At 43.6% G+C, this 22818-nt stretch carries 18 protein-coding genes; 9 read left to right on the top strand and 9 right to left on the bottom strand.

Features of this window, described 5'->3' with window-relative positions; translation table 11 throughout:
- Positions 1-99: 99 nt before the first annotated feature.
- The 4 genes from IQO02_RS01400 to IQO02_RS01385 all read right to left on the bottom strand — a co-directional run bounded on the left by IQO02_RS01400 (position 100) and on the right by IQO02_RS01385 (position 3829).
- On the bottom strand, positions 100-732 hold the full coding sequence (locus IQO02_RS01400; protein ID WP_010440860.1) for a TorD/DmsD family molecular chaperone: 633 nt from the start codon (positions 730-732) through the stop codon (positions 100-102).
- Positions 733-741: 9 nt separating this feature from the next.
- The gene (locus IQO02_RS01395; RefSeq protein WP_046209398.1) at positions 742-2403 is read right to left on the bottom strand and encodes a 4Fe-4S dicluster domain-containing protein; all 1662 of its coding nucleotides are present in this window, start codon (positions 2401-2403) and stop codon (positions 742-744) included.
- A gap of 300 nt (positions 2404-2703) precedes the next feature.
- Positions 2704-3375, bottom strand: coding sequence for a DUF3306 domain-containing protein (locus IQO02_RS01390; RefSeq protein WP_010440866.1), 672 nt, complete (start codon positions 3373-3375; stop codon positions 2704-2706).
- Positions 3365-3829, bottom strand: a complete 465-nt coding sequence (locus IQO02_RS01385; protein WP_010440867.1) for a DUF3305 domain-containing protein — start codon at positions 3827-3829, stop codon at positions 3365-3367. The genes IQO02_RS01390 and IQO02_RS01385 overlap by 11 nt, the downstream gene beginning before the upstream one ends.
- Before the next feature lie 353 nt (positions 3830-4182).
- Here IQO02_RS01385 and fdhD point away from each other — a divergent pair, with 353 nt between their 5' ends.
- Positions 4183-5028, top strand: a complete 846-nt coding sequence (gene fdhD, locus IQO02_RS01380; RefSeq protein WP_010440869.1) for a formate dehydrogenase accessory sulfurtransferase FdhD — start codon at positions 4183-4185, stop codon at positions 5026-5028.
- Positions 5029-5203: 175 nt separating this feature from the next.
- On the opposite strand, the gene IQO02_RS01375 is transcribed toward fdhD, so the two are convergent.
- Entirely contained in the window at positions 5204-6787 is a 1584-nt protein-coding gene (locus tag IQO02_RS01375; RefSeq protein WP_010440871.1) for an ABC-F family ATPase, read from the bottom strand.
- 461 nt (positions 6788-7248) lie between these two features.
- Here IQO02_RS01375 and IQO02_RS01370 point away from each other — a divergent pair, with 461 nt between their 5' ends.
- Both IQO02_RS01370 and IQO02_RS01365 read left to right on the top strand, forming a co-directional pair.
- The gene (locus tag IQO02_RS01370) at positions 7249-9594 is read left to right on the top strand and encodes an ATP-binding protein (protein ID WP_102282680.1); all 2346 of its coding nucleotides are present in this window, start codon (positions 7249-7251) and stop codon (positions 9592-9594) included.
- A gap of 1 nt (position 9595) precedes the next feature.
- Positions 9596-10483, top strand: coding sequence for a mechanosensitive ion channel family protein (locus tag IQO02_RS01365; protein WP_102282681.1), 888 nt, complete (start codon positions 9596-9598; stop codon positions 10481-10483).
- Between the two features lie 143 nt (positions 10484-10626).
- On the opposite strand, the gene IQO02_RS01360 is transcribed toward IQO02_RS01365, so the two are convergent.
- The 3 genes from IQO02_RS01360 to IQO02_RS01350 all read right to left on the bottom strand — a co-directional run bounded on the left by IQO02_RS01360 (position 10627) and on the right by IQO02_RS01350 (position 16025).
- Positions 10627-12246 carry a methyl-accepting chemotaxis protein gene (locus IQO02_RS01360; RefSeq protein ID WP_102282682.1) on the bottom strand — a complete coding sequence of 540 codons (1620 nt, stop codon included), beginning with the start codon at positions 12244-12246 and terminating at the stop codon, positions 10627-10629.
- A gap of 298 nt (positions 12247-12544) precedes the next feature.
- Positions 12545-14572, bottom strand: coding sequence for a cache domain-containing protein (locus tag IQO02_RS01355; RefSeq protein ID WP_016784880.1), 2028 nt, complete (start codon positions 14570-14572; stop codon positions 12545-12547).
- Positions 14562-16025: a sigma-54-dependent transcriptional regulator gene (locus IQO02_RS01350; protein ID WP_016768074.1), complete on the bottom strand. Its 1464-nt coding sequence runs from the start codon at positions 16023-16025 to the stop codon at positions 14562-14564. Before IQO02_RS01350 ends, IQO02_RS01355 begins: the two co-directional genes overlap by 11 nt.
- Positions 16026-16327: 302 nt before the next feature.
- Between IQO02_RS01350 and IQO02_RS01345 the strand changes: the two genes are divergently transcribed.
- From IQO02_RS01345 to IQO02_RS01320, 6 genes are all read left to right on the top strand, one after another.
- Positions 16328-17134: a substrate-binding domain-containing protein gene (locus tag IQO02_RS01345; protein WP_102282683.1), complete on the top strand. Its 807-nt coding sequence runs from the start codon at positions 16328-16330 to the stop codon at positions 17132-17134.
- Positions 17135-17352: 218 nt separating this feature from the next.
- On the top strand, positions 17353-18051 hold the full coding sequence (locus IQO02_RS01340; RefSeq protein ID WP_016784878.1) for an ABC transporter permease: 699 nt from the start codon (positions 17353-17355) through the stop codon (positions 18049-18051).
- Between the two features lie 10 nt (positions 18052-18061).
- Positions 18062-18781 carry an energy-coupling factor ABC transporter ATP-binding protein gene (locus tag IQO02_RS01335; protein ID WP_010440897.1) on the top strand — a complete coding sequence of 240 codons (720 nt, stop codon included), beginning with the start codon at positions 18062-18064 and terminating at the stop codon, positions 18779-18781.
- On the top strand, positions 18759-19343 hold the full coding sequence (gene mobA, locus IQO02_RS01330; RefSeq protein ID WP_010440899.1) for a molybdenum cofactor guanylyltransferase MobA: 585 nt from the start codon (positions 18759-18761) through the stop codon (positions 19341-19343). The genes IQO02_RS01335 and mobA overlap by 23 nt, the downstream gene beginning before the upstream one ends.
- Complete coding sequence (locus IQO02_RS01325; RefSeq protein ID WP_010440900.1) at positions 19343-21160, top strand: bifunctional molybdopterin-guanine dinucleotide biosynthesis adaptor protein MobB/molybdopterin molybdotransferase MoeA; 1818 nt, start codon at positions 19343-19345, stop codon at positions 21158-21160. Before mobA ends, IQO02_RS01325 begins: the two co-directional genes overlap by 1 nt.
- A 251-nt stretch (positions 21161-21411) precedes the next feature.
- Positions 21412-21678, top strand: coding sequence for a DUF2960 family protein (locus IQO02_RS01320; protein ID WP_004733780.1), 267 nt, complete (start codon positions 21412-21414; stop codon positions 21676-21678).
- Between the two features lie 143 nt (positions 21679-21821).
- On the opposite strand, the gene nagK is transcribed toward IQO02_RS01320, so the two are convergent.
- Complete coding sequence (gene nagK, locus IQO02_RS01315) at positions 21822-22730, bottom strand: N-acetylglucosamine kinase (protein WP_010440902.1); 909 nt, start codon at positions 22728-22730, stop codon at positions 21822-21824.
- Positions 22731-22818 lie beyond the last annotated feature (88 nt).

The following is a 22818-nucleotide window of genomic DNA, read 5'->3' as shown; positions in this document are numbered from 1 at the left end:
TCTATTTCTTTATTATCTTTCATCATTGCTTCCTTACCTTGCGGTAGATCTTTTTGGAGGCTTCATGCCCCTCTATCGATATAATCGCGTACTGCTCGATTACTCGTAATCAGTGACGTTTTTCACATCAATCTTTAATTTGTGTTTACTGCTTTTTGTATTCACGCTGAAACGAACCTGCTCCAACGTTAAGAATGCTTCACATAGCTGAGCTGCAGATTTGTAGAAGTTGGCACTCTCTGCTGCTTCAAGCTGACGTGTAAATGAGTTAAACCAAGGACCGATATGTTTATTGAAAACGGCTTGTTGTAACGCGTCTTCTTCATCGGTTAGCATCGCCATTACTTCACAAAGAGCCGCGATATGATCTTCAGGCTCTTTAACCTGCTCATCACGCTCAATGCCAAGCAATTCAAGATCGTGACGGATCTCAGCTAATGGTTTCTCCATCATCGATCCTGTTCTATGCCAAGACCCAAATGGAACAATCTCCCCACGACCAATGCCAATGAACAAGTCTTGATATTCGTCTTCTAATGCTTCGCGGTTTGATTCGGTTGCTGCTTGTTGAATCGCAATCCAAGCCTTCTGCATCGCGCTTTCTGATGCTTCAATGTCTAGCGTCTTGAGAAAGTCGATCACCTCTTCAGAAGGTGCGCTACGAAACAATGCAGAAAGAACCAGATAGATTTCAGTTCTTAGTGTCTGTTCTTGATCTAAATGAGTATCCAAGGCGAACTCCTAGTATTTCAATTGTTTCAATGGGTCTTGAGCCATTGAATCGAACATGTCTACCACACGGCAGTCTTCACACATCGCAATACGATTAATTGCTGTCTCATCCGAGAAATGAGAGTGACCGCGTAACTTATTCTGTAGCATGTCAATCATAGACTGTGGTGCGAATGGCTTATGACAACGTAAACATTCCGCTGCTTTCTCTTCATGAATTACAACCGCCTTCTGACGTTCTTCTTTCACCCAATTCATACGAGGAGTCAGAGTAAGTACGTTCTCAGGACATGCCTTTTCACACAGACCACATTGAATACAGTCTTGTTCTACAAACTTAAGCGATGGAGACGCACCGTCGGTATGCAGAGCACGTGTTGGACACACCGCCACACAACTCATACACAAAGTACAATCTTTGCTTTCACATGAAACCGTGCCGTATGGTGCATTCGAAGGAAGCTCAACAATGTTCTCAACTGGAATACGAGATGAAGACATCGCATCAAGTGCTGTGAACAAACGTTGACGCTTATTGCCTTGAAGATCGCCAAGTGCAAGGTCAAACGAATCCACACACAATGTCGGAGGACCTTCGCGAAGCGATTCTAGATAAAGGATATCAATGGTTTCTTTTGGAATACCGATTTGGTCAAGAAGCTCTTGAGCGATCCCGACTTCGTTATTCAGAACACGAATGATGGTTTCTGGCATAAAGCGAGAAGCCGCAAACAGAACCTGAGTCGCGCCATTAACCAAAGCTGCAAACCACGTATCGATACCAATAGAAGGCAGTTCTTCGACGACAATCGGAATCACGTTATCCGGCAGAGCTTTAAGCGCCATTACATTGTAGGTTTCATGACGTGAGCTACAGATAAGCACGATAGGATCCAGACCGCCCGCTTGCTCATAGTTAGCTAGCGTACGTTCAATGAACTTTTGAGTATCGTCAGGATTTGGAAGCGCATAGGTAATCGCTTCTGTAGGACAGCTTGTTGCACAAGTCCCAACGCCTTGACATAGATAGGGGTTAATCTCGATCTTGTGACCTGTTTTATCTGAACCTTCACTCGACAGTGCGCCAGCAGGACAAGCGTCAACACAACGCTCACAGCCTTTAACGCCACGTGAACTGTGTGCGCAAAGATCTGTGTCTAAACGGAAGAATTTAGGCTTATCAAACGTGCCCATTAACGTTGGAATCTCTTCTAACGCTTCAGCCAGCTTTGGATAGCCGCGGCCTACTGGGTAATAACCCGGTACAGGGACTTCTTCTGTCATGCAGCTATTCAGACATAAGTCCAGAACAACATCGAAACAATCGTGATTAATTGCGACTTTCGCCAGATTGCTTGATGTGCCTTTACTTTCGATCACGATTTCAAACGTACCAAGGAAACCGGATACTTGAACCGAATTCGCGAAGTACAGTTCCGGGTTTGTGCCCTTCTCGCCGTCTGTTGACAATAAGGTTAGGCTCGTCAATTGAGGTAATTGAGCTGCAGCACTTTCAATGATCGCAGTTGGACCAATAATAAGAGTGTTACCGCCGCTTTCGTAGCTAACAGTTGGTGGAATCAGATTTGTTAACTCAACTGTATTTTCAAAGGCATACAGTCTTGCTTTAGCGTTATTTGAAGTTGCTTGTTCTAATAGTTGTTTAAGCATTGCTCAGTTCCATCTTTGGACATGGATAATCTGTTCAACCTTCATTGTAGTTAGCGTTCGAGAACTTGCTGAGTAATCGCTTAACCGTTTGAGATTGCTCAACAAGTCAATCTTACTCAGGCTATCTACAAAAAAGTTGATAATAAACGTTATTTAGCAAATGCCATGCCAATTTAATATCCATTTTATTTCAATAGGTTAGAGTGCATTCTTGCGTAATTATCATTTGAATTAAGAATAAAAAAACCGCTTGGGACATTTTGTCGCAAGCGGTTCATTGAGTGTTTAGTCAAAATGTACCTATTCTTTGTGTGGTATATTTTGTCCCATTTTTTTCAGGTCAGCTTCGTCTGATATTGCAGCGCCAATATCGGGAACTGTGTTTTTATACAGTTCTTTTTCTTCTTCGGCTATTTCGGCACTTTCTGACGTTTCAAGTTCATTGTCAGAGACCTCAAGATCGCTTTCAGTACCTTCTAAAACGTCACCCTCATCTTTATTATCAATGACTTGCTCTTCTTCTAGCGTAGTTTCTTCTTCTGTTTTATCTTTAACCCAATCACGCAAGGTTTCCGCAACCCCTTCAGAAAGAGACTTCAAATTACTGTAATCATCGTCGTAATCATCTAAACCATCACGAACGTTGAACTCTTCTGAGAGGAATAATTTACGCAACGCCGCTTTTTTTACGCTTTCTGATGCTTCTGAAACCAATAATTGAGCAACAGAAACGTCTTCTTCTGGCGCTAAACCTTGAACATCAGTCGCCTCTTCAGCGCCTGCTGATGACAACGTCGTTTCAGTAGAAGCTTCAGTATCGACTTGTTCGATCTCAGAGGATGCATTTGACTGACCTGACGAAATCTCAGAAGAAGATTCAGTTATCTCAAGCGTTTGTTCTGTTTCCTGAGACTCGTCAGTAGATTCATCAAGCTTTCGTTGAGACCAACGACTAAAAAAGTTAGTTGCCATTTGATCGACCCGCGCCTTTGCGTTTTTTACGTCTTGCTTCTAATAACTCGCCATGACGACCGATGAACGCTTCCATCCAAGCTTGTACAGGCAACGGAATGTCGTATGAAAGTACTTGGTTGTCACCGTCCATGTATTGCCCTGCAACGGTTTGTGATGCCGTAAGTAACTGAATCACAGGCTTAACACCAGAATCGACGTTATCCATCACTAAGAATAGCTTAGGTTGCTGAGAACTTAGGTTGAAACGGTAGTCTGTACGCTCGTCTTTATGTAATTGAAGCAAACAAACGTCTTGGGTATCGTATTCTGGTGACAGTTCAAATCCCGTCAATTCCCATTGCGTGGTTACCCAGATACCTGTTTTGATCTCTTTCTCTATTCTTTGGACACCGATTGGCCAAGCTGCTTCAGTTTTTTCATATTGTTCTTTGAATTCTTTTGTCTCAGACATACTTCACCCAATTGATTTTCTTTGGTCTGAATGCACTTTGGACATTTTGTACTGTGCGCAATCATATACACCCCATAAAGCAATAAACACGCCAATATGGATTAATTGCGAGAGCGTATCTATAGCGTCCGCCATCAAGTTGTCACTATAACGTTAGTTGATAGCGGTTGTTTCATACAACTCCACACGATGAACTCTCATATTTTGCGCTATTTTCATCTAATGCTTCATGTTTCCATCAATCCCCGTTATTTTGGAATGAGATTTGCTTTAAGTATGAACTAAAGAATCAATTAACAGAGCGGTGCTAGACCTCCTTGTTACAAACCTATCTCATTAAGTAGGAAGTGATTGTGGTAAAACCAAACATAATAAAAACCAGCGAAAACCCACTTCAGACAATCGAAGTTGAAGTGTTCGACGAATATGGTGAGAAACTAACTAAACAGATCGCTTGCGAACGCCCTCTTACCGTGATGTTGAACTGGAAAGAGATCGTAACCCTGATGACACTCGGCTCTCGTCCTGAGTCATTAGTATTAGGTTATTTGAAAAACCAGAGCTTCCTTTCCGATCCCGAAGCGGTTGAATCTATCATCATCGATTGGGAAACCAGCTCTGCTGCAGTTATTACCAAAGAAGATACGAGCCAACTTGAGCAAGCGCTTAAGAAGAAAACAGTGACCTCTGGCTGCGGTCAGGGCACCATGTATGGCAACGTGATGAAGCAGTTGGAAGATTACCAAGTGCCTCAAAACAAGATCAAGCAATCTGAAATCTACACAGCGCTTGAAGCATTGACTCATTATAATGATACCTACAAGAAAGCCGGCGCGGTGCACGGTTGTGCGGTTTGCAAAGACGACAAGGTTCTATCGTTTGTTGAAGATGTTGGCCGACACAATGCCGTTGATACATTGGCTGGTGAGATGTGGCTTAACAAAGAGTCAGGTGAAGATAAGATCTTCTATACCACAGGGCGTTTAACGTCTGAGATGGTGATTAAGGTTGCGCAGATGGGTATCCCTGTTCTGCTCTCACGCTCTGGCGTAACGCAAATGGGCTTAGACTTGGCTCAGAAGTTCGGTATCACAACGATTGCTCGTGCTAAAGGTTTACGTTTCCAAGTGTTCACCGGTGCAGACAAGATCGATTTTGATGTGAAAGGTGAACAATCAGCACCCGGACAAAAAGCGTGAGTTTGACTTGGTGATTCACTAACTGCTTTTAATGTGAAATTCTGATGTGAAGAGTTAGTGGCTCACAATATATAGATACAAAAACGCCGTCATGCTTTTCAGTATGACGGCGTTTTCTTAGTTAAAGCTTCAAGTTTCCCACCTGCTGAGTAGGAAACTAAGGTCAGCTTAATGCTTAGCCACGAGCTTTCAAGAATTCAGCGTATGTACCGCGGAAGTCGTTGATCTTGCCATCCTTGATTTCAAGAACACGGGTCGCTAGCGAGTCTACAAATACACGGTCGTGAGATACGAAGAACAATGTGCCTTTGTAGTTCTCAAGAGCCAAGTTAAGCGCTTCGATAGACTCCATATCCATGTGGTTTGTTGGTTCATCCATTAGTAGGATGTTTGGCTTATGCATCATAATCTTACCAAGAAGCATACGACCTTGCTCACCACCAGAAATAACCTTTACAGATTTCTTAATGTCATCTTGACCAAACAACATACGACCTAGGAAACCACGAACAACCTGCTCGTCTTCACCTTCTTGGCGCCATTGACTCATCCAATCAAACAGGTTCATGTCTTCTTCGAAATCATGAGCATGATCTTGAGCGTAGTAACCGATGTTTGAGTTTTCAGACCACTTGTACTCACCAGTGCGAGGCTCAAGAGCGCCAGCTAGTGTGTTAAGTAGTGTTGTTTTACCTACACCGTTTTCACCGATGATAGCAACACGCTCACCAACTTCGAAGATTGCATCGAACTTGCTGTATAGGTCTTCTTCAAAACCTTGGGATAGGTTTTCAACCACAAGCGCGTTACGGAATAGCTCTTTTGACTGTTCGAAACGGATGAATGGGTTTTGACGGCTAGACGCTTTAACTTCGTCTAGTTGAATTTTATCGATTTGTTTAGCACGAGACGTCGCTTGTTTCGCTTTAGATGCGTTAGCAGAGAAACGAGAAACGAACGTTTGAAGTTCAGCGATTTGTGCTTTCTTCTTAGCATTGTCAGACAGTAGACGCTCACGAGCTTGAGTCGCAGCCGTCATGTACTCATCGTAGTTACCTGGGAATAGACGAAGTTCGCCGTAATCAAGGTCAGCCATGTGTGTACAAACAGAGTTTAGGAAGTGACGGTCGTGCGAAATGATGATCATTGTGCAGTTACGTTGGTTTAGCGTATCTTCCAACCACTTGATCGTGTCCATGTCCAAGTTGTTCGTTGGTTCGTCAAGAAGCATGATATGCGGGTCTGCAAACAGTACTTGAGACAATAGAACACGAAGTTTCCAACCCGGTGCTACTTCGCTCATCAGGCCGAAGTGCATTGATTCTTCAATACCTACCGCAAGAAGAAGCTCACCCGCTTTCGCTTCTGCCATGTAGCCGTCCATTTCAGCGAACTGAACTTCAAGGTCAGCCACTTTCATGCCGTCTTCTTCGCTCATTTCTGGCAAAGAGTAAATGCGGTCACGCTCTTGTTTAATAGCCCAAAGCTCTTTGTGACCCATGATAACCGTGTCGATTACCGTGAATTCTTCGTAAGCGAATTGGTCTTGGTTTAGCTTTGCAACGCGCTCATTTGGATCGTAGCTTACGTTACCGGCAGTCGGCTCAAGTTCACCTGATAGGATCTTCATGAATGTCGATTTACCACAGCCATTCGCGCCGATTAGACCGTAGCGGTTGCCTTCGCCGAACTTAACTGAAATATTTTCGAAAAGTGGCTTAGCGCCGAATTGTTGGGTGATATTTGCTGTGGAGATCAATGCCGTTACCTTTTTAATGTGAAAAACGCCGCAACGTTACTTGTTCAGGGCTTTAACTGCAAGTATTGATTGCAATTACTGACCATTAAGTGAGTGATAACCTTGCCAAATCATAGTTTGAGCTGACTCACACTTTTGATTTTCTATTTTGCAGAGAAAAAACGTCTTTCTTCAAGAGAAACAAAGTAGCGAACACCAGTCGTTATTGGGTTTTATATTACGACTGATGTAATGCTGATAATTGAATATATCGCATGGCGCATTGTTACAGTTGAACCTGCTTTCAGACTAGCAACCAGCGACATAGCTAACTGCTCAAATACTAGCCCAACCCCTGACAATTTCATGACAATGATGAAAGAAACAGGAATAAAGTACTCTCCCCCGAAAAGTGGTTAGATTTCACAAAGCAAGATTAACTAACTATAGTAATCCTAACCTCATAATTCTAAGAGATTTTTATGCGTTCACTATCGCGCTTCTTATTGCTTTTATTAGCCATGCTCTCTTGGCCCAGTCATGCCAACTTGGAATATGACTTACAATCACAACCTCAGGTATCGAACGCAGTCAAAGCTCTGGACAACCGTATAAATGCCCTACCCGATCCTTTGTTTATGGATGAATTGGATAAACGCAAAGTCAACACTCTATTGGCTGAAGTGCTTCGAGTTCAAAATCAGCAAATCACGACATTTGACCAGCAGTTGTTAGCCTACAAAGAAAACAACAATGTCGATCTGTGGTTTGCGGTTGAGTCAAGCTACGTGACATTGAATAGTTTGAACGTCAGTAAGCAGCACCTGCTTGAACAGACGACCACTGCAAACAAAGAACGCCTGACAGGTTTTGGCCCTTATGGGGTAACTCAGTTTAAACAAGAGTGGGATCTGACTAAGCTCAACGTTGAATATCTGGTCTATTTTCAGATCCGTAGCTTCAAGGCGTTAGTTAACGATATCTTTATTTCGCCCGTACCTGTGATTGGCGCGTCGTTAAAAGTGTTGTTCATCTACTTCGGTTTAGTGTGGTGGCTTGCCAACAGCACTCGCTTGATTGAGTTGTTTCGAATTAACTTTCTTGAAGCGAAAACGAACCCTCCTTTCCTAGTTCGCGTGATTTGGTATATCAGCCGCGCTGATCGAGCGATTGCTTGGCTAATTGCCATTACACTTTCATTGAGAGTACTTTCTAGCATCTCTAGCCTGCAACACCTGATTTTCCTTGAGATCTTCACATGGTGGATTCTTGGTGGCTCGATTGCGATTAGCTTTATCCTCGAATTTGCTTACCGTTTAGGCCGCACATCGAATCAAGAAGTGATTGCTCTGCGTCTATCAACAATTCGCCGTTATGTGTGGAGCTTCATTATTGCGGGTGTGATTCTGCAAATATCGAGCATAACCCTGGGCAAAGGCACGATCTACAGTTGGATATACAGCGTTCTGTTTTTCTGGTTTGTGTTGGTTACTATCTCAGTTCTTCGATTATGGCGAGCAAAAGTATTCGATACATTACAACACATCTCCGATCGACCAGTATGGGTCAATTGGGCGGTAAACCGTAAGGACACTTTTCTCCTTAATATTGTTGCAACAGCGCTGGGGATCGCTTGGTTGAGTGTTTATAACTTTCAGCATCGAATCATGGCTCTACTTTCTAACTACACTCTGTTTAGTCAAGCCTTAGCTTATTTGTTTCGAATTGAAGTGGCGAAACAGTCTGACCTTGATAAGAACCAACAGAATTTAGTGAGGATAAAAGGCGACCAAACCTTTGAATACATTTTACCGGGTTCAATAGACAGCACGCTTATTGATTATGCCGGCGACGAGGTGAAACAGCTTTCTCGCTACCTCATGTCAGATAGCCCTGCAATTTGTATCGTGTCTGGCGAGCGTGGTGTTGGCTCAACGACTCTGCTTTATACCCTGCTGCACAAGGTGTCAAATGCCGAGCCAGTCTACGTAAGCTGCCCATATGCGGGGTACCAAGAGTTCCTAGCCCATCTAGCAGTGAGTATTGGTTTGGATGAGGAAGCCACCGAGATTCAGATTTTGGCGCATCTACGTAAAAGCGAAACCACTTATCTTATTGCGATTGATAATGCACAGCGCTTAGTCAAGCCTATGGTGGGCGGATTATCTGATCTTATCCGCCTAACAAACTTGCTTCGTCGTTCTAAAAAAAATCACCGTGTAGTCATGTCGATTGCCAAATCAAGCTGGCGCTTTGTTGATCGAGCTCGTGGTGAGCGCTTGTTGTTTGACCTGGTTTGCTTCCTTCCTCGTTGGACAGAAAAACAAGTGAGTGAGCTTTTAACGAGTCGCATCAACAACGAGTTAGAAAAGCCGTTGTCATTTGATGGCTTGGTGGTTCCTAAGCAGTGGGATCAAGATGACATGACAGAAGAGGAACGCGCTCGTAAAGGGTTTTATCGAATTCTATGGCATTACTCCGATGGTAACCCTACCGTTGCCCTGCGCTTCTTCCGTTTATCTCTGAATCGAAATAAAGAGACAGATCAAGCCGTGGTACGCTTGTTCCACGTACCAGAAGCTCAAGAGCTAGAAAACATGCCTAAACCTATGCTGGCTGTGCTTCGTTCTATCGTGCAGTTGGAAATCGCGTCGCCAGAAGTGCTGTCTGAATGTACTCAGTTGAGTATTGCTGAGATTACCGGGATTCTGCGTTATTTCGAAAGTCGCGGTTACATTGGTTGGAATGAAGACAAGGCTAAGATATCGGATCACTGGTTCCGTCACATTACTAATGTTCTCGACCGTCAACATTTATTGGTGAAGTGAAATGAAGAAGTTATTTGTCCTATTACTTGTTGGCTTAGCGACTACCGTGAGTTTTCCGACCTATGCAACGGAAGAGTTAGCCAACGTAGAGAACATCTCTAAGATTGCAAGCTTGGTACGATGGAGCGGTGTGTTCTTCTCCATGATCGTTATTGCAGCAATGTGGCTGTTGCTTAAGTTCATCAATTCGTTGGTGACCAGCTTTGGTAGCCAGTTTGTGCAATATAGAATGTTGCTACAAAAACTGCAGTCGTTTACTCAGTTCTTTATCTACGTAAGCACGGGTCTTATCGTGTTCATGATGAGTTTTAGAATTAACGACCAAATACTGGCTTTGATTGGGGGTACTCTTGCTGTTTCAGTAGGCTTTGCGCTTAAAGACTTGGCAGCATCATTTATCGCGGGTATCACGGTGATGATCGATAGACCCTTTCAAGTTGGTGATCGCGTCACGTTTGAAGGTAATTACGGCGACATAATTACGATTGGTTTGCGTTCTGTGCGCATGAGAACTTTGAATGATGACATCATCACAATTCCAAACAACAAGTTCTTAAATGAAGTCACTACCAGTGGTAACTATGGTGCGTTGGATATGCAGGTGGTGATTCCGTTTTACGTCGGAATGAATGAAGACATCACTCTAGCCCGTGACTTAATCCAAGAAGCGGCTTCTTCAAGTCGCTATATTCATTTACCCAAGCCGGTCACGGTTTTAGTAAAACAGACGATTACGGATAACTACTTAGCGATACAACTAACTTGTAAAGCTTACGTAGTGGACACCGCATATGAGAAGTTGTTTGAAACCGACATTACTTTGCGTGTAATGAAGGAGTTCAGAAAGCACAATATCAACCCTCCGAAAATTTCAGTGACTGCGCATTAATCGAAGTCGGTTTAACGCTTGGAGAGTGAATTAACCTTCTCGTTATCGATAAACAAAAACACCTCCTAACTTATCTCTAGTGCGGAGGTGTTTTTTTATGAGGTTTCTATGTGCGGAAAGACTAAGAGTAAGAGTTGTTGGGTTTATACCTTAAAGTACTTCAACTGTTCTGTTAGGTACTCTGTGGTGTTAGCCATTTTCTGACTGTCTTCTGCCAGTGATTGTGATGCTTGTAGAACTTCATTCGCGGCTAAATGAATGCCAGTGACACTTTCACTCATTTCTGTTGCTACCGCACTCTGCTGCTCCGAGGCTGCAGCAATCTGTGCCACCATGTCGTTCGCGTTATGTAATTCAGTAACAATCACATCGAGTTGTTGGCGCGTGTCATTGGAAGCGACGACACTATGATCGACCTTCTCATTACTGCTTTGCATCGCTTTGTAGGTTCGTTCTGCTTGCTGAGTGAGTTTCTCTATTGTGTGTTGGACTTCGTTGGTTGAATTTTGAGTACGACTCGCAAGGTTACGAACTTCATCTGCAACCACTGCAAACCCTCTTCCTTGCTCACCAGCACGTGCCGCTTCAATCGCAGCATTTAGCGCCAATAAGTTGGTTTGTTCGGATACATCACGTATCACACTCACCACTTGGCTTATCTCAGTCACACCGGATTGTAGGTCTCTCACAAGGTCATTCGCTGTCGAAATGTTTTCTGAAACTTGAGATATCGTTTTGGAGGTCACCTGCATGTTTTGGTCGTTTTGATTCGCATGAACCACCACTTTATTGGTGCTCTCTGCTGTGTTTTCGGCATTTACGGCAACATCAGAAATGGTCGCACTCATTTCTGTCATCGCGGTAGACAATAACTCAAGTTGTGCATGTTGAGAGTTAACACTGGTTGCGGCTTCTTCACTCGCTTGAGCTATGTGGCTCGCCATATTGCTGGATAAGTCGGCAGACTCATTCGCGGTTCGCAATGTACTTTGAAGTTTATCTAACATGGTATCGATCTGATGGCTCATATCGCCGAGTTCATCTTTTCGCATCATGTTCATGCGGACACGAAGATCGCCATCGGCAATTTTATGAGTGTTACCGATAAGCTTGTCGAGTGGTACAAGAATATTATTGGAAATCGCATAACCCATCGCAAACAAAAGGACTGAGAACACCACGGCAACCAGCCCTTCTTTGATTGCTAATGCGTAAAATGCCTCTTGTATGTCTGCGACTAATATTCCAGAGCCAACCACCCAGTTCCATTCAGGAAATAATTGTACATATGAAATCTTGTCTTTGAGTTCACCTTGAGGGCTCATCCATTGATAATCGAGAAAGCCTTTTTCCGCAGGAGAACGAGAAATGGTGACCATTTCGCGCCAGTGATGTTTACCCGCACCATCTTTTAAGTTGCCCGCATTCGTATCGTTCAGTTCGGGCTTTAATGGGTGGCTAATAATGTTGAGCTGCTGATTTAAGATCCAGAAATAGTTGGTGCTGTCATAGCGAAGTGTCTCGATTGCGCGTAGAGCCTGTTCTTTTGCGACTGCTTCGCCAAGCACGTTACGTTGGCTGTAATAGTAGCTCGCCAAACTGACTGCAGTTTCAACTTGAGCACTTAGCTTATCTTGCCGTTCCTCCATGGAGCTCGCGCGCTGCTGTATTAGATTAAAAGTAGACGTCATTACCAAGAGAACAACCGATAAGATGACAATGGATACGAGTTTTGATTTGATAGAAAGGTTACTTAATTTCATAGCTGACTGACTTTATTATTTGTTTTGATTATGAATTTTCGACCAAGGTATCAAAATTTCATACAGTTCAGATGATATGCATCAAGACTGAAGAATATACACTGTGTTACATAATCAAAAAGAGGCACTCGTCAAACAGGCAGAGGTTGAGATTTGGCTTGTGATAGATTAGTAGGACGTGATTTTCGTGCCTGGGCAGAAAAAAGAGAGAAGCCCAGGAACGTTAGAGGTCTAATTAGGTAACCTCTAACGGAGGATCGAATCTAAGCGTAAGTAACGGTTCGATCAGGTATTTAGTTTAGAGGTTGGACACCAGCAATTGCGGTTTTGCTTTTTGTTGAAGGTAGATACTAAAGCAACTTCCCTTGCCTACCTCAGATTCAACTCGGATTTCACCACCAGTCTGACTCAAGATACTTTGAGAGACAGATAAGCCTAAGCCTGTACCGTCGCGTTTGGTGGTATAAAAAGGCGAGAAAATACGTTTTAGTTGTTCTTCTTTAATACCACAGCCTTCATCTTTAACATGAACGATAGCGCCATGAGACACACCATTTTCAACCCAATCTTCACTTGAAATCGTCAATGTACCTTGCCCATCCATGGCATGAATCGCGTTCATTTGTAAGTTCACGAGGATCTGTAGCAGTTGATTTCGATTAACTTCAACAGATGTTTTTGCACTAAGGTTAGAGACATAAACAATACCTTTCTTCTTAGCGCCCGTTTTCACTAATGTGATGCTCTCATCTACTATCGGGTTGATATGTTGCCATGTGACTTCGTCTTGAACACCGCCATGTCGGCTATATTGAAGCAGGCTTCGTGTGATGTTTCGAATTCGATCGATTTGTTCCATGATAGCTTGGACTTCTTCGTTGACTCGACCAATGTCATCTCCTAGTTCAAACTTCATCAACTCTACGTTGCCTAAAATCACGGCTGTTGGGTTATTAATCTCGTGCGCAATTCCTGCGGTTAACTCGCCTAGTGCTGCCAACTTTTCATTGACCACCAGCTTATCTCTCGCTTGGTTGAGTAGTTGAATGTGAAGCTCAAGCTCTTCAGTTTTCTCTTTCAAACTCGCGGTACGAGAATGAACTTTGCATTCCAATTCTGACGCCGCTTGTTGAATCTCTTGATTACGCTCGTGTAGAAGATCCAACATCTTGTCAAACTGTTTAGCGAGCAGTGTCAGTTCGTGTTGGTCATCCAATCCTAGCGTACCAATTCGCTTGTCTTGCCCCATTTGGACAAGCTTGACGACTTTATGAATGCGTTCAATTGGGTTGAAAAGATCACGCGCGCCACGGTGTACGATCAAACCCGAAGCTAGCAATAGCAATACAATGGTAATGCTTATTTCACCAAGGTTAGTTAAATAAGTTTGTATGAGAGGCCAAATTAGATAACCGGTGTAAAGCATGCCAATGACGTTGTCGAATTGGTCATGGATCGGCTGGTAAGCGGTGATGTACCACGCATCGTAAACATATGCACGGTCAAGCCACTCTTTGCCTTCATTGAGCACTTTTGTGTGAACTTCGTTGGAGACGCGAGTACCAATAGCGCGTCCTGCACTGTCCTCGCTACTTAGCGGAACGTTCGTGCTAACGCGAAGATCATCTAGAAATACAGTAACGGTACCAATACGTCGATTAAAACCATCGCGTTGTGGGTATATCAGATTGCTGATCTGATCAACTAATTGGGTACTATTATTGAGTAAAATACCGCCATCAAGAAAACCAATTACATGGTCATGTTTGTCTCTAATTGACACAACAGTGCGACTGACCAAACCTCGAGTTTCGACATCGTGCCCGTTGAGCATTGGTACTTCGGCTTGTTTCGCTAGATTGCGATCGAGTTCATTCAGTTCATCTTGAGTAAGCACATTAAAAAAGGACTCTTTGTGCGTAAGATCAAGGTATTCAAGCTTTTTGTCCATTTGCTCAACACTGCGCCAGCGTAGAAAATCGAGCTTATAGCGTTTCTTGTTCTCTGACACCCAGCGAGTGAAGTCTTCTTTCGAACCATTACTGGTGAGCTTTACTCGGAAATTGTAAGATTCAGCAAACGCTTGAACATTATAAGCTTGTTGGCTTTGAATCAAATGAATACTGTTGTCTGCGACATCCAAACGCTCATCGACATCAATTAACGCACCCTGCCACGTATAATGAACCGACCAATACAAGGTAATGGCAACCAATGCGCAGAGCGTTAAGATAATCGGAGCGGATGTCAGGAACAATAAGCGATAACGTACCATTGTTTTGAAACGGAACGTCCACTTAGACCACCAAAGACGTCTAATCGGCATATTCAGAACCTTCTGTGTTCCAATCTTTGTACTTACGTTCTAACGTTTTTCGTGCAACACCGAGATCTCTCGCTGCAGCAGATTTGTTGCCATCGTGAAAACTCACTAGTTGCTCAATATGTGCTTTTTCCACTTCTTTGAGTGTCCAACTGTTTGGATACCCTTCTGCCGCGTCATAGTTTTCCAAGTTAGGCACTTCAGACCCATGTGACACCGTCACTGATATACTCGTTGGTGCTGGATCACCGTTAATCTCACGCCAATAGTGAGCTGGTGGCTTGTCTAATAGAATGCATCGTTCGACTAAGTTTTTAAGCTCACGGATATTCCCCGGCCATTCGTACTCGTTCATTGCCAAGATATCTTCATGCGCCCAATTAGGGACAGGCATACCAAGTTCACTTGATAATAAACGTGTAAAGTACGGAACAAGCTCAATCAAATCAGATGGACGTTCTCTAAGAGGAACAACATCTATCTTAAGTACATTGAGTCGATAGAAGAGATCACGGCGAAAATGTCCTTTGTCGACCTCATCCTGTAAGTTTCGGTTGGTCGCAGCGACAACTCGAACGTCGACGGCGATCTCTTTCTCGCTGCCGACAGGACGAATCGTACGTTGCTCTAAAACTCGTAATAAAGCTGCTTGCATTGGTAATGGCATCTCGCCTATTTCGTCAAGGAACAGTGTGCCACCACTTGCGACTCTAAAGAGACCCTCTCTATTTTTTTTCGCGCCAGTAAATGCACCTGATGTATGACCAAACAACTCACTTTCTAAAAGCTCTGGTGCAATCGCGCCGCAGTTAATCGGTACAAATGGCCCCGTACGTTTGCTGGCTTCATGTACACCACGCGCGACCAGTTCCTTACCTGTTCCGGATTCACCTTCGATAAGCACTGAGGCTCTTGATGGCGCAAACTGACTAATAAGTTGTTTAAGCTGTTTGGTTTTGTCTGAATTACCGATCAATTCGGTTTTAATATGACGGCTAACATCTCGCTTTAGCGCATATTGCATTCGTTGGTCTAAGCGCTTATCCATGCAGCGAAGTACGGCTTGTATCATCTGCTCCAAATTGAACGGCTTTAGAATGAAATCAGAAGCGCCAAGCTTAAGCGCTGATATGGTCATCTCTAGATCGGCGTAACCAGTCATGAAAATGACATCTGCACGCTTATCTGCATCATTAAAGGCTTCTTCCCACTCAATACCAGAACGACCTGGAAGATTAATATCGAGAACGATCAGATCAAAATGCTCATTGCAACGGAGGACCTCAGCCTCTTCTACAGAACCCGCACTTGAGACCTTACCAAAGAACTTACCTAGTGCTTTTTTCAAAATGGCCTGCATGCCAATTTCATCGTCGACCACCAAGACAGAAAATGCTTGATATTGAGTCAATGTGTTTGGGTTGAGATTAGATGCAGTTGAACTAGGTAAAGACATATTGATAAGCCCACAGTGAAAGTTGGGACAGAGTGTACCAATTAACCTTTTGTGCTACAGGGGCAATATGCGACATTTTGTCCTAGCTCATGTTTTGGTTCAATTTTTCGCGTCAAATGGCGCAACTTAGTCCGAAATAACAGTAATTTAATGAGATCTGATGCATGATTTATTGGCATCAAGCTTGCTTGTAAGGTGATGATTTCTAATCACAACAATTAGCATCTTATGTACATGACCTTCTTTGAGCCCTTTATACTGAAGGCATGTCATTCATTTATAACAGAATGGACATAATAATAATGAAAGCAATTCCCTTAACCCTTGCAGCTCTATCTATCGTCAGTTACACGGCTAGCAGCGCAGAAGACACCACTCATATCAAACTTGCAACCACGACAAGTACTTATCATTCTGGTTTGCTCGATTACTTATTACCTGAATTTGAAAAGGATTCTGGTATCAAAGTCGACGTAATCGCTGCAGGTACAGGCAAATCACTTCGCATGGGCGAAAATGGTGATGTTGATCTTGTGATGACGCACGCTCCTAAGGCCGAAGCGAACTTCGTTGAAAAAGGCTACGGTGTTCTACCTCGCAAGCTGATGTACAACGATTTTGTTATCGTTGGCCCTCAAACGGATCCTGCTAAGGTTGCGTCTCAAGAAAACGTCGCTGAAGTATTCAAAGCCATTTCAGAAAACAACGTTACTTTTGTTTCTCGTGGCGACGATTCAGGTACTCACAAAAAAGAGATGGGTATTTGGGCTCAAACTAAAATGGAACCCAACTTCGGTGGTTATCGCAGCGTTGGTCAAGGTATGGGGCCTACCCTAAACATGGCATCAGAGATGCAAGGTTATACCATGACAGACCGCGGAACTTGGTTGGCTTACCAAAACAAACTTGATCTTAAAGTGTTGTTCCAAGGCGACAAAAACCTTTTCAACCCTTACCAAGTTATTTTGGTGAACCCAGAACGTTACCCAAGCATCAACTACCAAGCAGCGAAAGTATTCAGTGATTGGTTGGTGAACCCGAAAGGTCAAAAGCTAATCAACGACTTTAAGCTTCACGGTAAGCAGTTGTTTGTTGCTAGCGCAGAGTAGTCAACAAAGCACTATCCTTTACCAAGTGACATTAATGAAGAAATAATGTTCATGAAAGTTACTTGGTAAAAGCTGTTAGCTTTTGTTAACAACGACTCTTGCAAAAGACCACTTTAAGATACGATAGCTGACCAATTAAGCCTCAAGCAAATTCAGTCAGCTATGATTAAATCAGTCATACCTACTAAGACTTATTGTCGATCGAAACGAGATACATCATGACCTTATGGCAAACAACGCTTGATGCATTAAATTTACTAGTGAGCTTTGACTACGAATTGTGGAAAATCGTCGCGGTATCTTTCAGCGTGTCTTTGTCCGCCATTTCACTGGTGATCGTACCTGCAATCATCATGGCTTTTTTATTAGCGTACACAGAGTTTCCCGGGAAGTGGGCGCTGCTTTCCGTGATTAACACCTTACAAGCTATTCCGACTGTCGTAATCGGCTTGCTGATGTACATGATGCTATCGCGCTCTGGCCCTTTGGGCGATTGGCAACTGCTATTCACGCAACAGGCGATGATCTTAGGTCAGATGCTGATCTGTTTCCCGATCCTTGTCGCAATGATGCATGGTGCGCTGCAAGCCAGTGACCGTCGCGCGGTTGAAACTGCACGTACCCTGGGAGTATCAACCACTCGAGTGGCATGTACTTTAATTTGGGAAACTCGCTTTCCTTTAATGGCTGCCACCATCGCTGCATTTTCTCGCATCGTCACTGAAGTGGGCTGTTCGATGATGGTTGGTGGCAACATTATGGGGATGACAAGAAATATCCCAACGGCTATTGCCATGGAGAGTCATAAAGGCGCTTTCGCACAAGGTGTCGCGCTGGGTATGGTTTTACTTGCACTGGCATTAGCCCTTAACTTTTTTCTCTCTAGTGTGAGAGGAAAAGGCTATTTAAGAACTTAGGAACGCTGTCATGAGTATAAAAATAACAACGCAGCAAATCTCAATGCGCTACAAAGAGCGTGTTTTGTTCCATATTCCCGAATTGTCGATTGGCCCTAATGATGCCATTTATCTTAAAGGTGATAATGGCGTTGGTAAAACGACCCTACTTAAAATCTTGTCAGGACTTATCCAACCTAGCTCTGGACGCATTCAATCTCCTACCCAAAGTTGGCAGCAGATTTTATTCCCGAGACTGAAGTTCAAGGACATCATCTATTTACACCAAACCCCTTATCTTTTTGATGGTTCGGTGTACCAAAATGTCGCTTATGGTATTCGCTTTAATAAAGAGAGCCAAAAAGATAAGCGAGCTCAAATAATTAACGCGCTGAGAATGGTAGGTTTGGAAACCTTAGCAGACGAGCACATCTCTGTGCTGTCTGGTGGTGAACGTCAACGCGTTGCCATGGCGCGCGCTTGGATTCTAAAGCCCTCAATCTTGCTTATGGATGAACCAAGTGCCTCTTTAGATAAAGAATCTATTGAAAGATTGGTGATTATGGCTGAAGATCTTCTTCAGAGAGGCGCAAGTTTGGTCATTACTAGCCATCAAACCAACGCGTTAACCGATTTATGTAAGAAGCAATGGTGGATTAAAGACAACACTTTGACTGAATCACCGCTTCTGCAAATTATTCAAAAAAACAGAGCACAAGAGAATATTTATGCTGCTTCCCACGCAAACTAGTTGGGTTATTTTGGCTGGCGGACAGGCCAGTCGTATGGGCGGGAAAGATAAAGGACTCGTTGAGCTCAACGGGTCTCCGCTTATTCAATACGTAATTAATAAACTGTCACAGCAAGATGTCAGCATTACTATCAATGCCAATCGCAACCTAGACAGTTACCAGGCATTTGCTCCGGTTGTTTCCGATTCATTTCCTGACTATCCAGGACCTTTAGGTGGCATTCATGCTGGCCTTCAAAACGCGACCACAGATTGGGTCGGCTTTGTCCCTTGTGACAGCCCACAAATCAGTGACGACCTTGTTGAGCGTTTTTGTTCTGCAGTTAAAGAAGACAGTGACATTCTTGTCGCGCATGATGGCGAATTTAAACAACCTGTATTCACTCTATTCCACAAACGTGTTCTGCCAAAGCTAGAAGCGTTTTTGGAACGTGGTGATCGTAAGATCATCTTGCTATACAAAGAGTGTGTCACGGAATATGTCGATTTTAGCGATTCACCTAACTGCTTTGTTAATCTGAACACGCCAGAAGAACTCACCCAATTCGGAACGCTTCAATAATGAAAGATTCAACACAACGCCCTAACCTTCCTTTATTGGGCTTTGCTGCTTATAGCGGTACAGGAAAAACAACGGTACTTGAAGCTCTGCTTCCGTTATTGACTGAATCGGGTTTAAAAGTTGGTGTGTTAAAACATGCTCACCACGATTTTGATGTCGATAAGCCGGGTAAAGACAGTTACCGCTTACGTAAGGCTGGAGCCAATCAAATGCTGATCGCTTCGCGTAACCGTCACGTGATGATGACAGAAACGCCAGAAGCCGAAGCTGACTTTGATTACCTGCTGACTCGCTTTGATACCAACACACTTGATCTGATTTTGGTTGAAGGCTGTAAGAACATCGCTTTTCCTAAAATTGAATTGCACCGAGATGAAGTAGGTAAACCATGGTTATATCCGAATGATGACAACATTATTGCCATTGCTGCAGACAGACAAGTGGAATCCGAACTGCCACAAATGGCGATCAGCGACTTAGACGCGATTCGTGATTTCATCATCGAATATGCTCAGTCATTTGATTCTTCATCGACAACAAGCAAAACAGCGTCGTGTTCATCTTCAAAAGACGATACACCTGTTGTGTGCTGTGACTCATTCTCTCCTGCTGGCCTAAGCGTTACGCAAGGCCAACAAAAGATCGTCGATAGTATTGACGCGCTCGAACTCACAGAGAGTGTTGAATTACTACAAGGCTACGGTCGCGTATTGGCTGAAGATGTTATTTCACCAATCAATGTGCCTCAAAACATCAACTCTGCAATGGACGGCTACGCGATTCGCAGTGAAGACTTAGAATTGGATAGCTACCAACTGGTTGCTGAAGTTATGGCTGGCCATAGCTACGACAAAACCGTTAAACAGGGTGAAGCTGTTAAGATCATGACGGGCGCACCAATGCCAGAAGGCGTTGATGTGGTTGTTATGCGTGAGCAAGCCGTTCAAGATGACAACAAAGTTAGCTTCCCTGGTGCTAAAATCTCGGTTGGACAAAATGTCCGTATGGCGGGTGAAGATTTAGAAATCGGCCAACCCGTCTTTACACGTGGCACACGCATCGAAGCACCAGAAATGGGCATGATGGCGTCGTTAGGTTTTGGTACATGTCCTGTTCTACGTAAAGTAAAAGTGGGCGTGTTCTCGACGGGTGATGAAGTTCAAGCGCCCGGTAGCGAGCAAAAACCAAACTCTATCTACGATTCAAACCGTTTTACTATTATCGGCATGCTTCAAAAGCTTGGCTGTGACATTGTCGATTACGGCATCATCGAAGATGACGAACAAAAGATGATGGATGTGCTTCATGCTGCGTCGTTGGAAACTGATATGGTACTAACGTCTGGGGGTGTTTCAGTTGGTGATGCCGACTACATTAAACTCGCGCTAGACAAACTAGGTGAAATTAACTTCTGGCGTATCAATATGCGTCCAGGTCGCCCTCTTGCTTACGGTAAGATTGAAAACAAACCATTCTTCGGTTTACCGGGCAACCCTGTCGCGGTAATGGTGTCGTTTATTAATTTCGTTGAACCTGCAATCCGTAAACTGCAAGGACAAACCAACTGGACACCAGTGAAAGCAAACGCGGTAGCGACTGAGCAATTACGTTCACGCCAAGGTCGTACTGAGTTCAGCCGTGGTGTGTTCTCGATGAGTGAATTTGGTGTGCTTGAAGTGAAAACTACTGGCAAACAAGGTTCAGGCATTCTGCGCTCTATGAGCGAAGCGAACTGCTTAATCGAAATCTCGCCAGCGGTTGATACAGTGAAAGTTGGTGAGACAGTCACGATTATTCCACTGCAGGGTCGTGTTTAATTTAAAGCTCATTAGCTTAAATTTGAATTAGCAGACTTTACTAAAAGATAGACGAAGCCCCTATATTGATCGTTCGATACTAAGGGGCTTTCTGTTTATTCGTTTCGTGAAAGACAACCTGTTCGTTTCCTGACAGACAAAAAGCTTAGATCGCGATAAGCGATAATCTTAAGATTTCTTACCATTGCCTTGAGCCACGTACGGTTTTTATGTAGAGTGCGCGCAAAGTAATAATTCTATTGGAGAGCATCATGGCTCGTACCATTCTGTACACTTATAAAGACGAAGACAAAGAGTTACTGTTTTCTAAACAAGAACACCGCACGATTCAAGAAGCTGTAGCGGCAGCTGAAGGTATCGACATCACTGAGTATCTAAAAACTGAGCAACAGCTTGAGTTTATTTCTGATACTAAAGCTGTTCGTAACTACCAAGATAACTATTTCCGTAAGCTTGGCTTTACCAAGCTTACGTTGAAGCAAAAAGATAACCTTGGTGTTGGCAAAAAGAAGAAGTAAGTCCTCTTGGAGCTTGTTTCTTTGCTGCTTCTAGCTTCTAGCTTCTAGCAACAAAAACACTAAATCATAAAAAATGCCGCAACCTCTTTCGAGATTGCGGCATTTTTATTTATAGTTTTTAATCGCTTAACGTTAAGTTGAGATTACTTAATGTTAAGGAATGCAGCACCACGAACGCCACCTGAATCACCGTGTTTTGCTTTGATGATTTTCGGACATTTCGCCACAGGCAACAAGTATTTAGGAATACGTTTTGGCATCTCTTCGTAGATAAGCTCAAAGTTAGACAAGCCACCACCAAGCGCAACAACATGCGGGTCAAGCGCTGTGAATAGGTTTGCAAAACAGATAGCCAATAACTCCATGAAACGATCTACGTGCTCAACAGCTTTTGCTTCACCTTCGTTGTAAGCTTGAATGATTTCAACTGCTTTTTTCTTCTCACCAAAATAGTGATCATAAATCAGCTCAAAGCCACGACCTGACAAGTAACTGTCTAAACAGCCCTTTTTGCCGCAACCACAACCAAGTAACGGTGCGTTATCGCCAAGGTGAAGCCAAGCATCAAGAGGTAAGCGCATATGGCCTAGCTCACCTGCCACGTGGTTACGACCGGAGAATACCTTACCGTCGAAGACTAAACCGCCACCGAAACCAGTACCAAGAATCAGGCCGGCAACTGAAGGTTCATCTTTAAGTTCGTCATCCCATGCTTCTGAAAGCGCAAAACAGTTCGCATCATTTTCGATTTTCACACTACGACCGATAAGCGCTTCTAGATCTGTACGTAGCGGCTTACCTGTTGATGCAGGTACGTTAACAACAAGCATAGTGCCATCGTCTGCGTTTTCCATGCCAGGAAGGCCAAGGCCAATTTTGCCTTCGCAAGACAGTTCGTTATCGTACTTTTTTACTAAACCAGCAATCGTATCAAGTAATAATTGATAGTTATCAGTTGGCGTCGGTACACGCTCTGTTGCCACTCGCTCAAGTTTCTCGTTGAATGCACCAAACTCAATTTTTGTGCCGCCAACATCGAAGCCGTAATACATGAAATCTCTCCAATTCTTCCCTAAATTCGGGCAAATAAAATTTTGTAAATAAACAACTAAGGAGCATTATCCATAACACTCCCCCTAC

Origin of the sequence: Vibrio sp. OPT24 (assembly GCF_015163545.1) — a bacterium.
GTDB lineage: Bacteria > Pseudomonadota > Gammaproteobacteria > Enterobacterales > Vibrionaceae > Vibrio > Vibrio cyclitrophicus.
This window is presented reverse-complemented; position numbering and strand designations above follow the sequence as displayed.

Coding starts and splice junctions, on each gene's coding strand:
- IQO02_RS01390 (WP_010440866.1), bottom strand. CDS start 3,375: ATGGCAACTAACTTTTTTAGTCGTTGGTCTCAACGAAAGCTTGATGAA.
- IQO02_RS01370 (WP_102282680.1), top strand. CDS start 7,249: ATGCGTTCACTATCGCGCTTCTTATTGCTTTTATTAGCCATGCTCTCT.
- nagK (WP_010440902.1), bottom strand. CDS start 22,730: ATGTATTACGGCTTCGATGTTGGCGGCACAAAAATTGAGTTTGGTGCA.
- IQO02_RS01320 (WP_004733780.1), top strand. CDS start 21,412: ATGGCTCGTACCATTCTGTACACTTATAAAGACGAAGACAAAGAGTTA.
- IQO02_RS01335 (WP_010440897.1), top strand. CDS start 18,062: ATGAGTATAAAAATAACAACGCAGCAAATCTCAATGCGCTACAAAGAG.
- IQO02_RS01355 (WP_016784880.1), bottom strand. CDS start 14,572: ATGCCGATTAGACGTCTTTGGTGGTCTAAGTGGACGTTCCGTTTCAAA.
- IQO02_RS01350 (WP_016768074.1), bottom strand. CDS start 16,025: ATGTCTTTACCTAGTTCAACTGCATCTAATCTCAACCCAAACACATTG.
- IQO02_RS01325 (WP_010440900.1), top strand. CDS start 19,343: ATGAAAGATTCAACACAACGCCCTAACCTTCCTTTATTGGGCTTTGCT.
- IQO02_RS01345 (WP_102282683.1), top strand. CDS start 16,328: ATGAAAGCAATTCCCTTAACCCTTGCAGCTCTATCTATCGTCAGTTAC.
- IQO02_RS01340 (WP_016784878.1), top strand. CDS start 17,353: ATGACCTTATGGCAAACAACGCTTGATGCATTAAATTTACTAGTGAGC.
- IQO02_RS01365 (WP_102282681.1), top strand. CDS start 9,596: ATGAAGAAGTTATTTGTCCTATTACTTGTTGGCTTAGCGACTACCGTG.
- mobA (WP_010440899.1), top strand. CDS start 18,759: ATGCTGCTTCCCACGCAAACTAGTTGGGTTATTTTGGCTGGCGGACAG.
- IQO02_RS01360 (WP_102282682.1), bottom strand. CDS start 12,246: ATGAAATTAAGTAACCTTTCTATCAAATCAAAACTCGTATCCATTGTC.
- IQO02_RS01385 (WP_010440867.1), bottom strand. CDS start 3,829: ATGTCTGAGACAAAAGAATTCAAAGAACAATATGAAAAAACTGAAGCA.
- IQO02_RS01395 (WP_046209398.1), bottom strand. CDS start 2,403: ATGCTTAAACAACTATTAGAACAAGCAACTTCAAATAACGCTAAAGCA.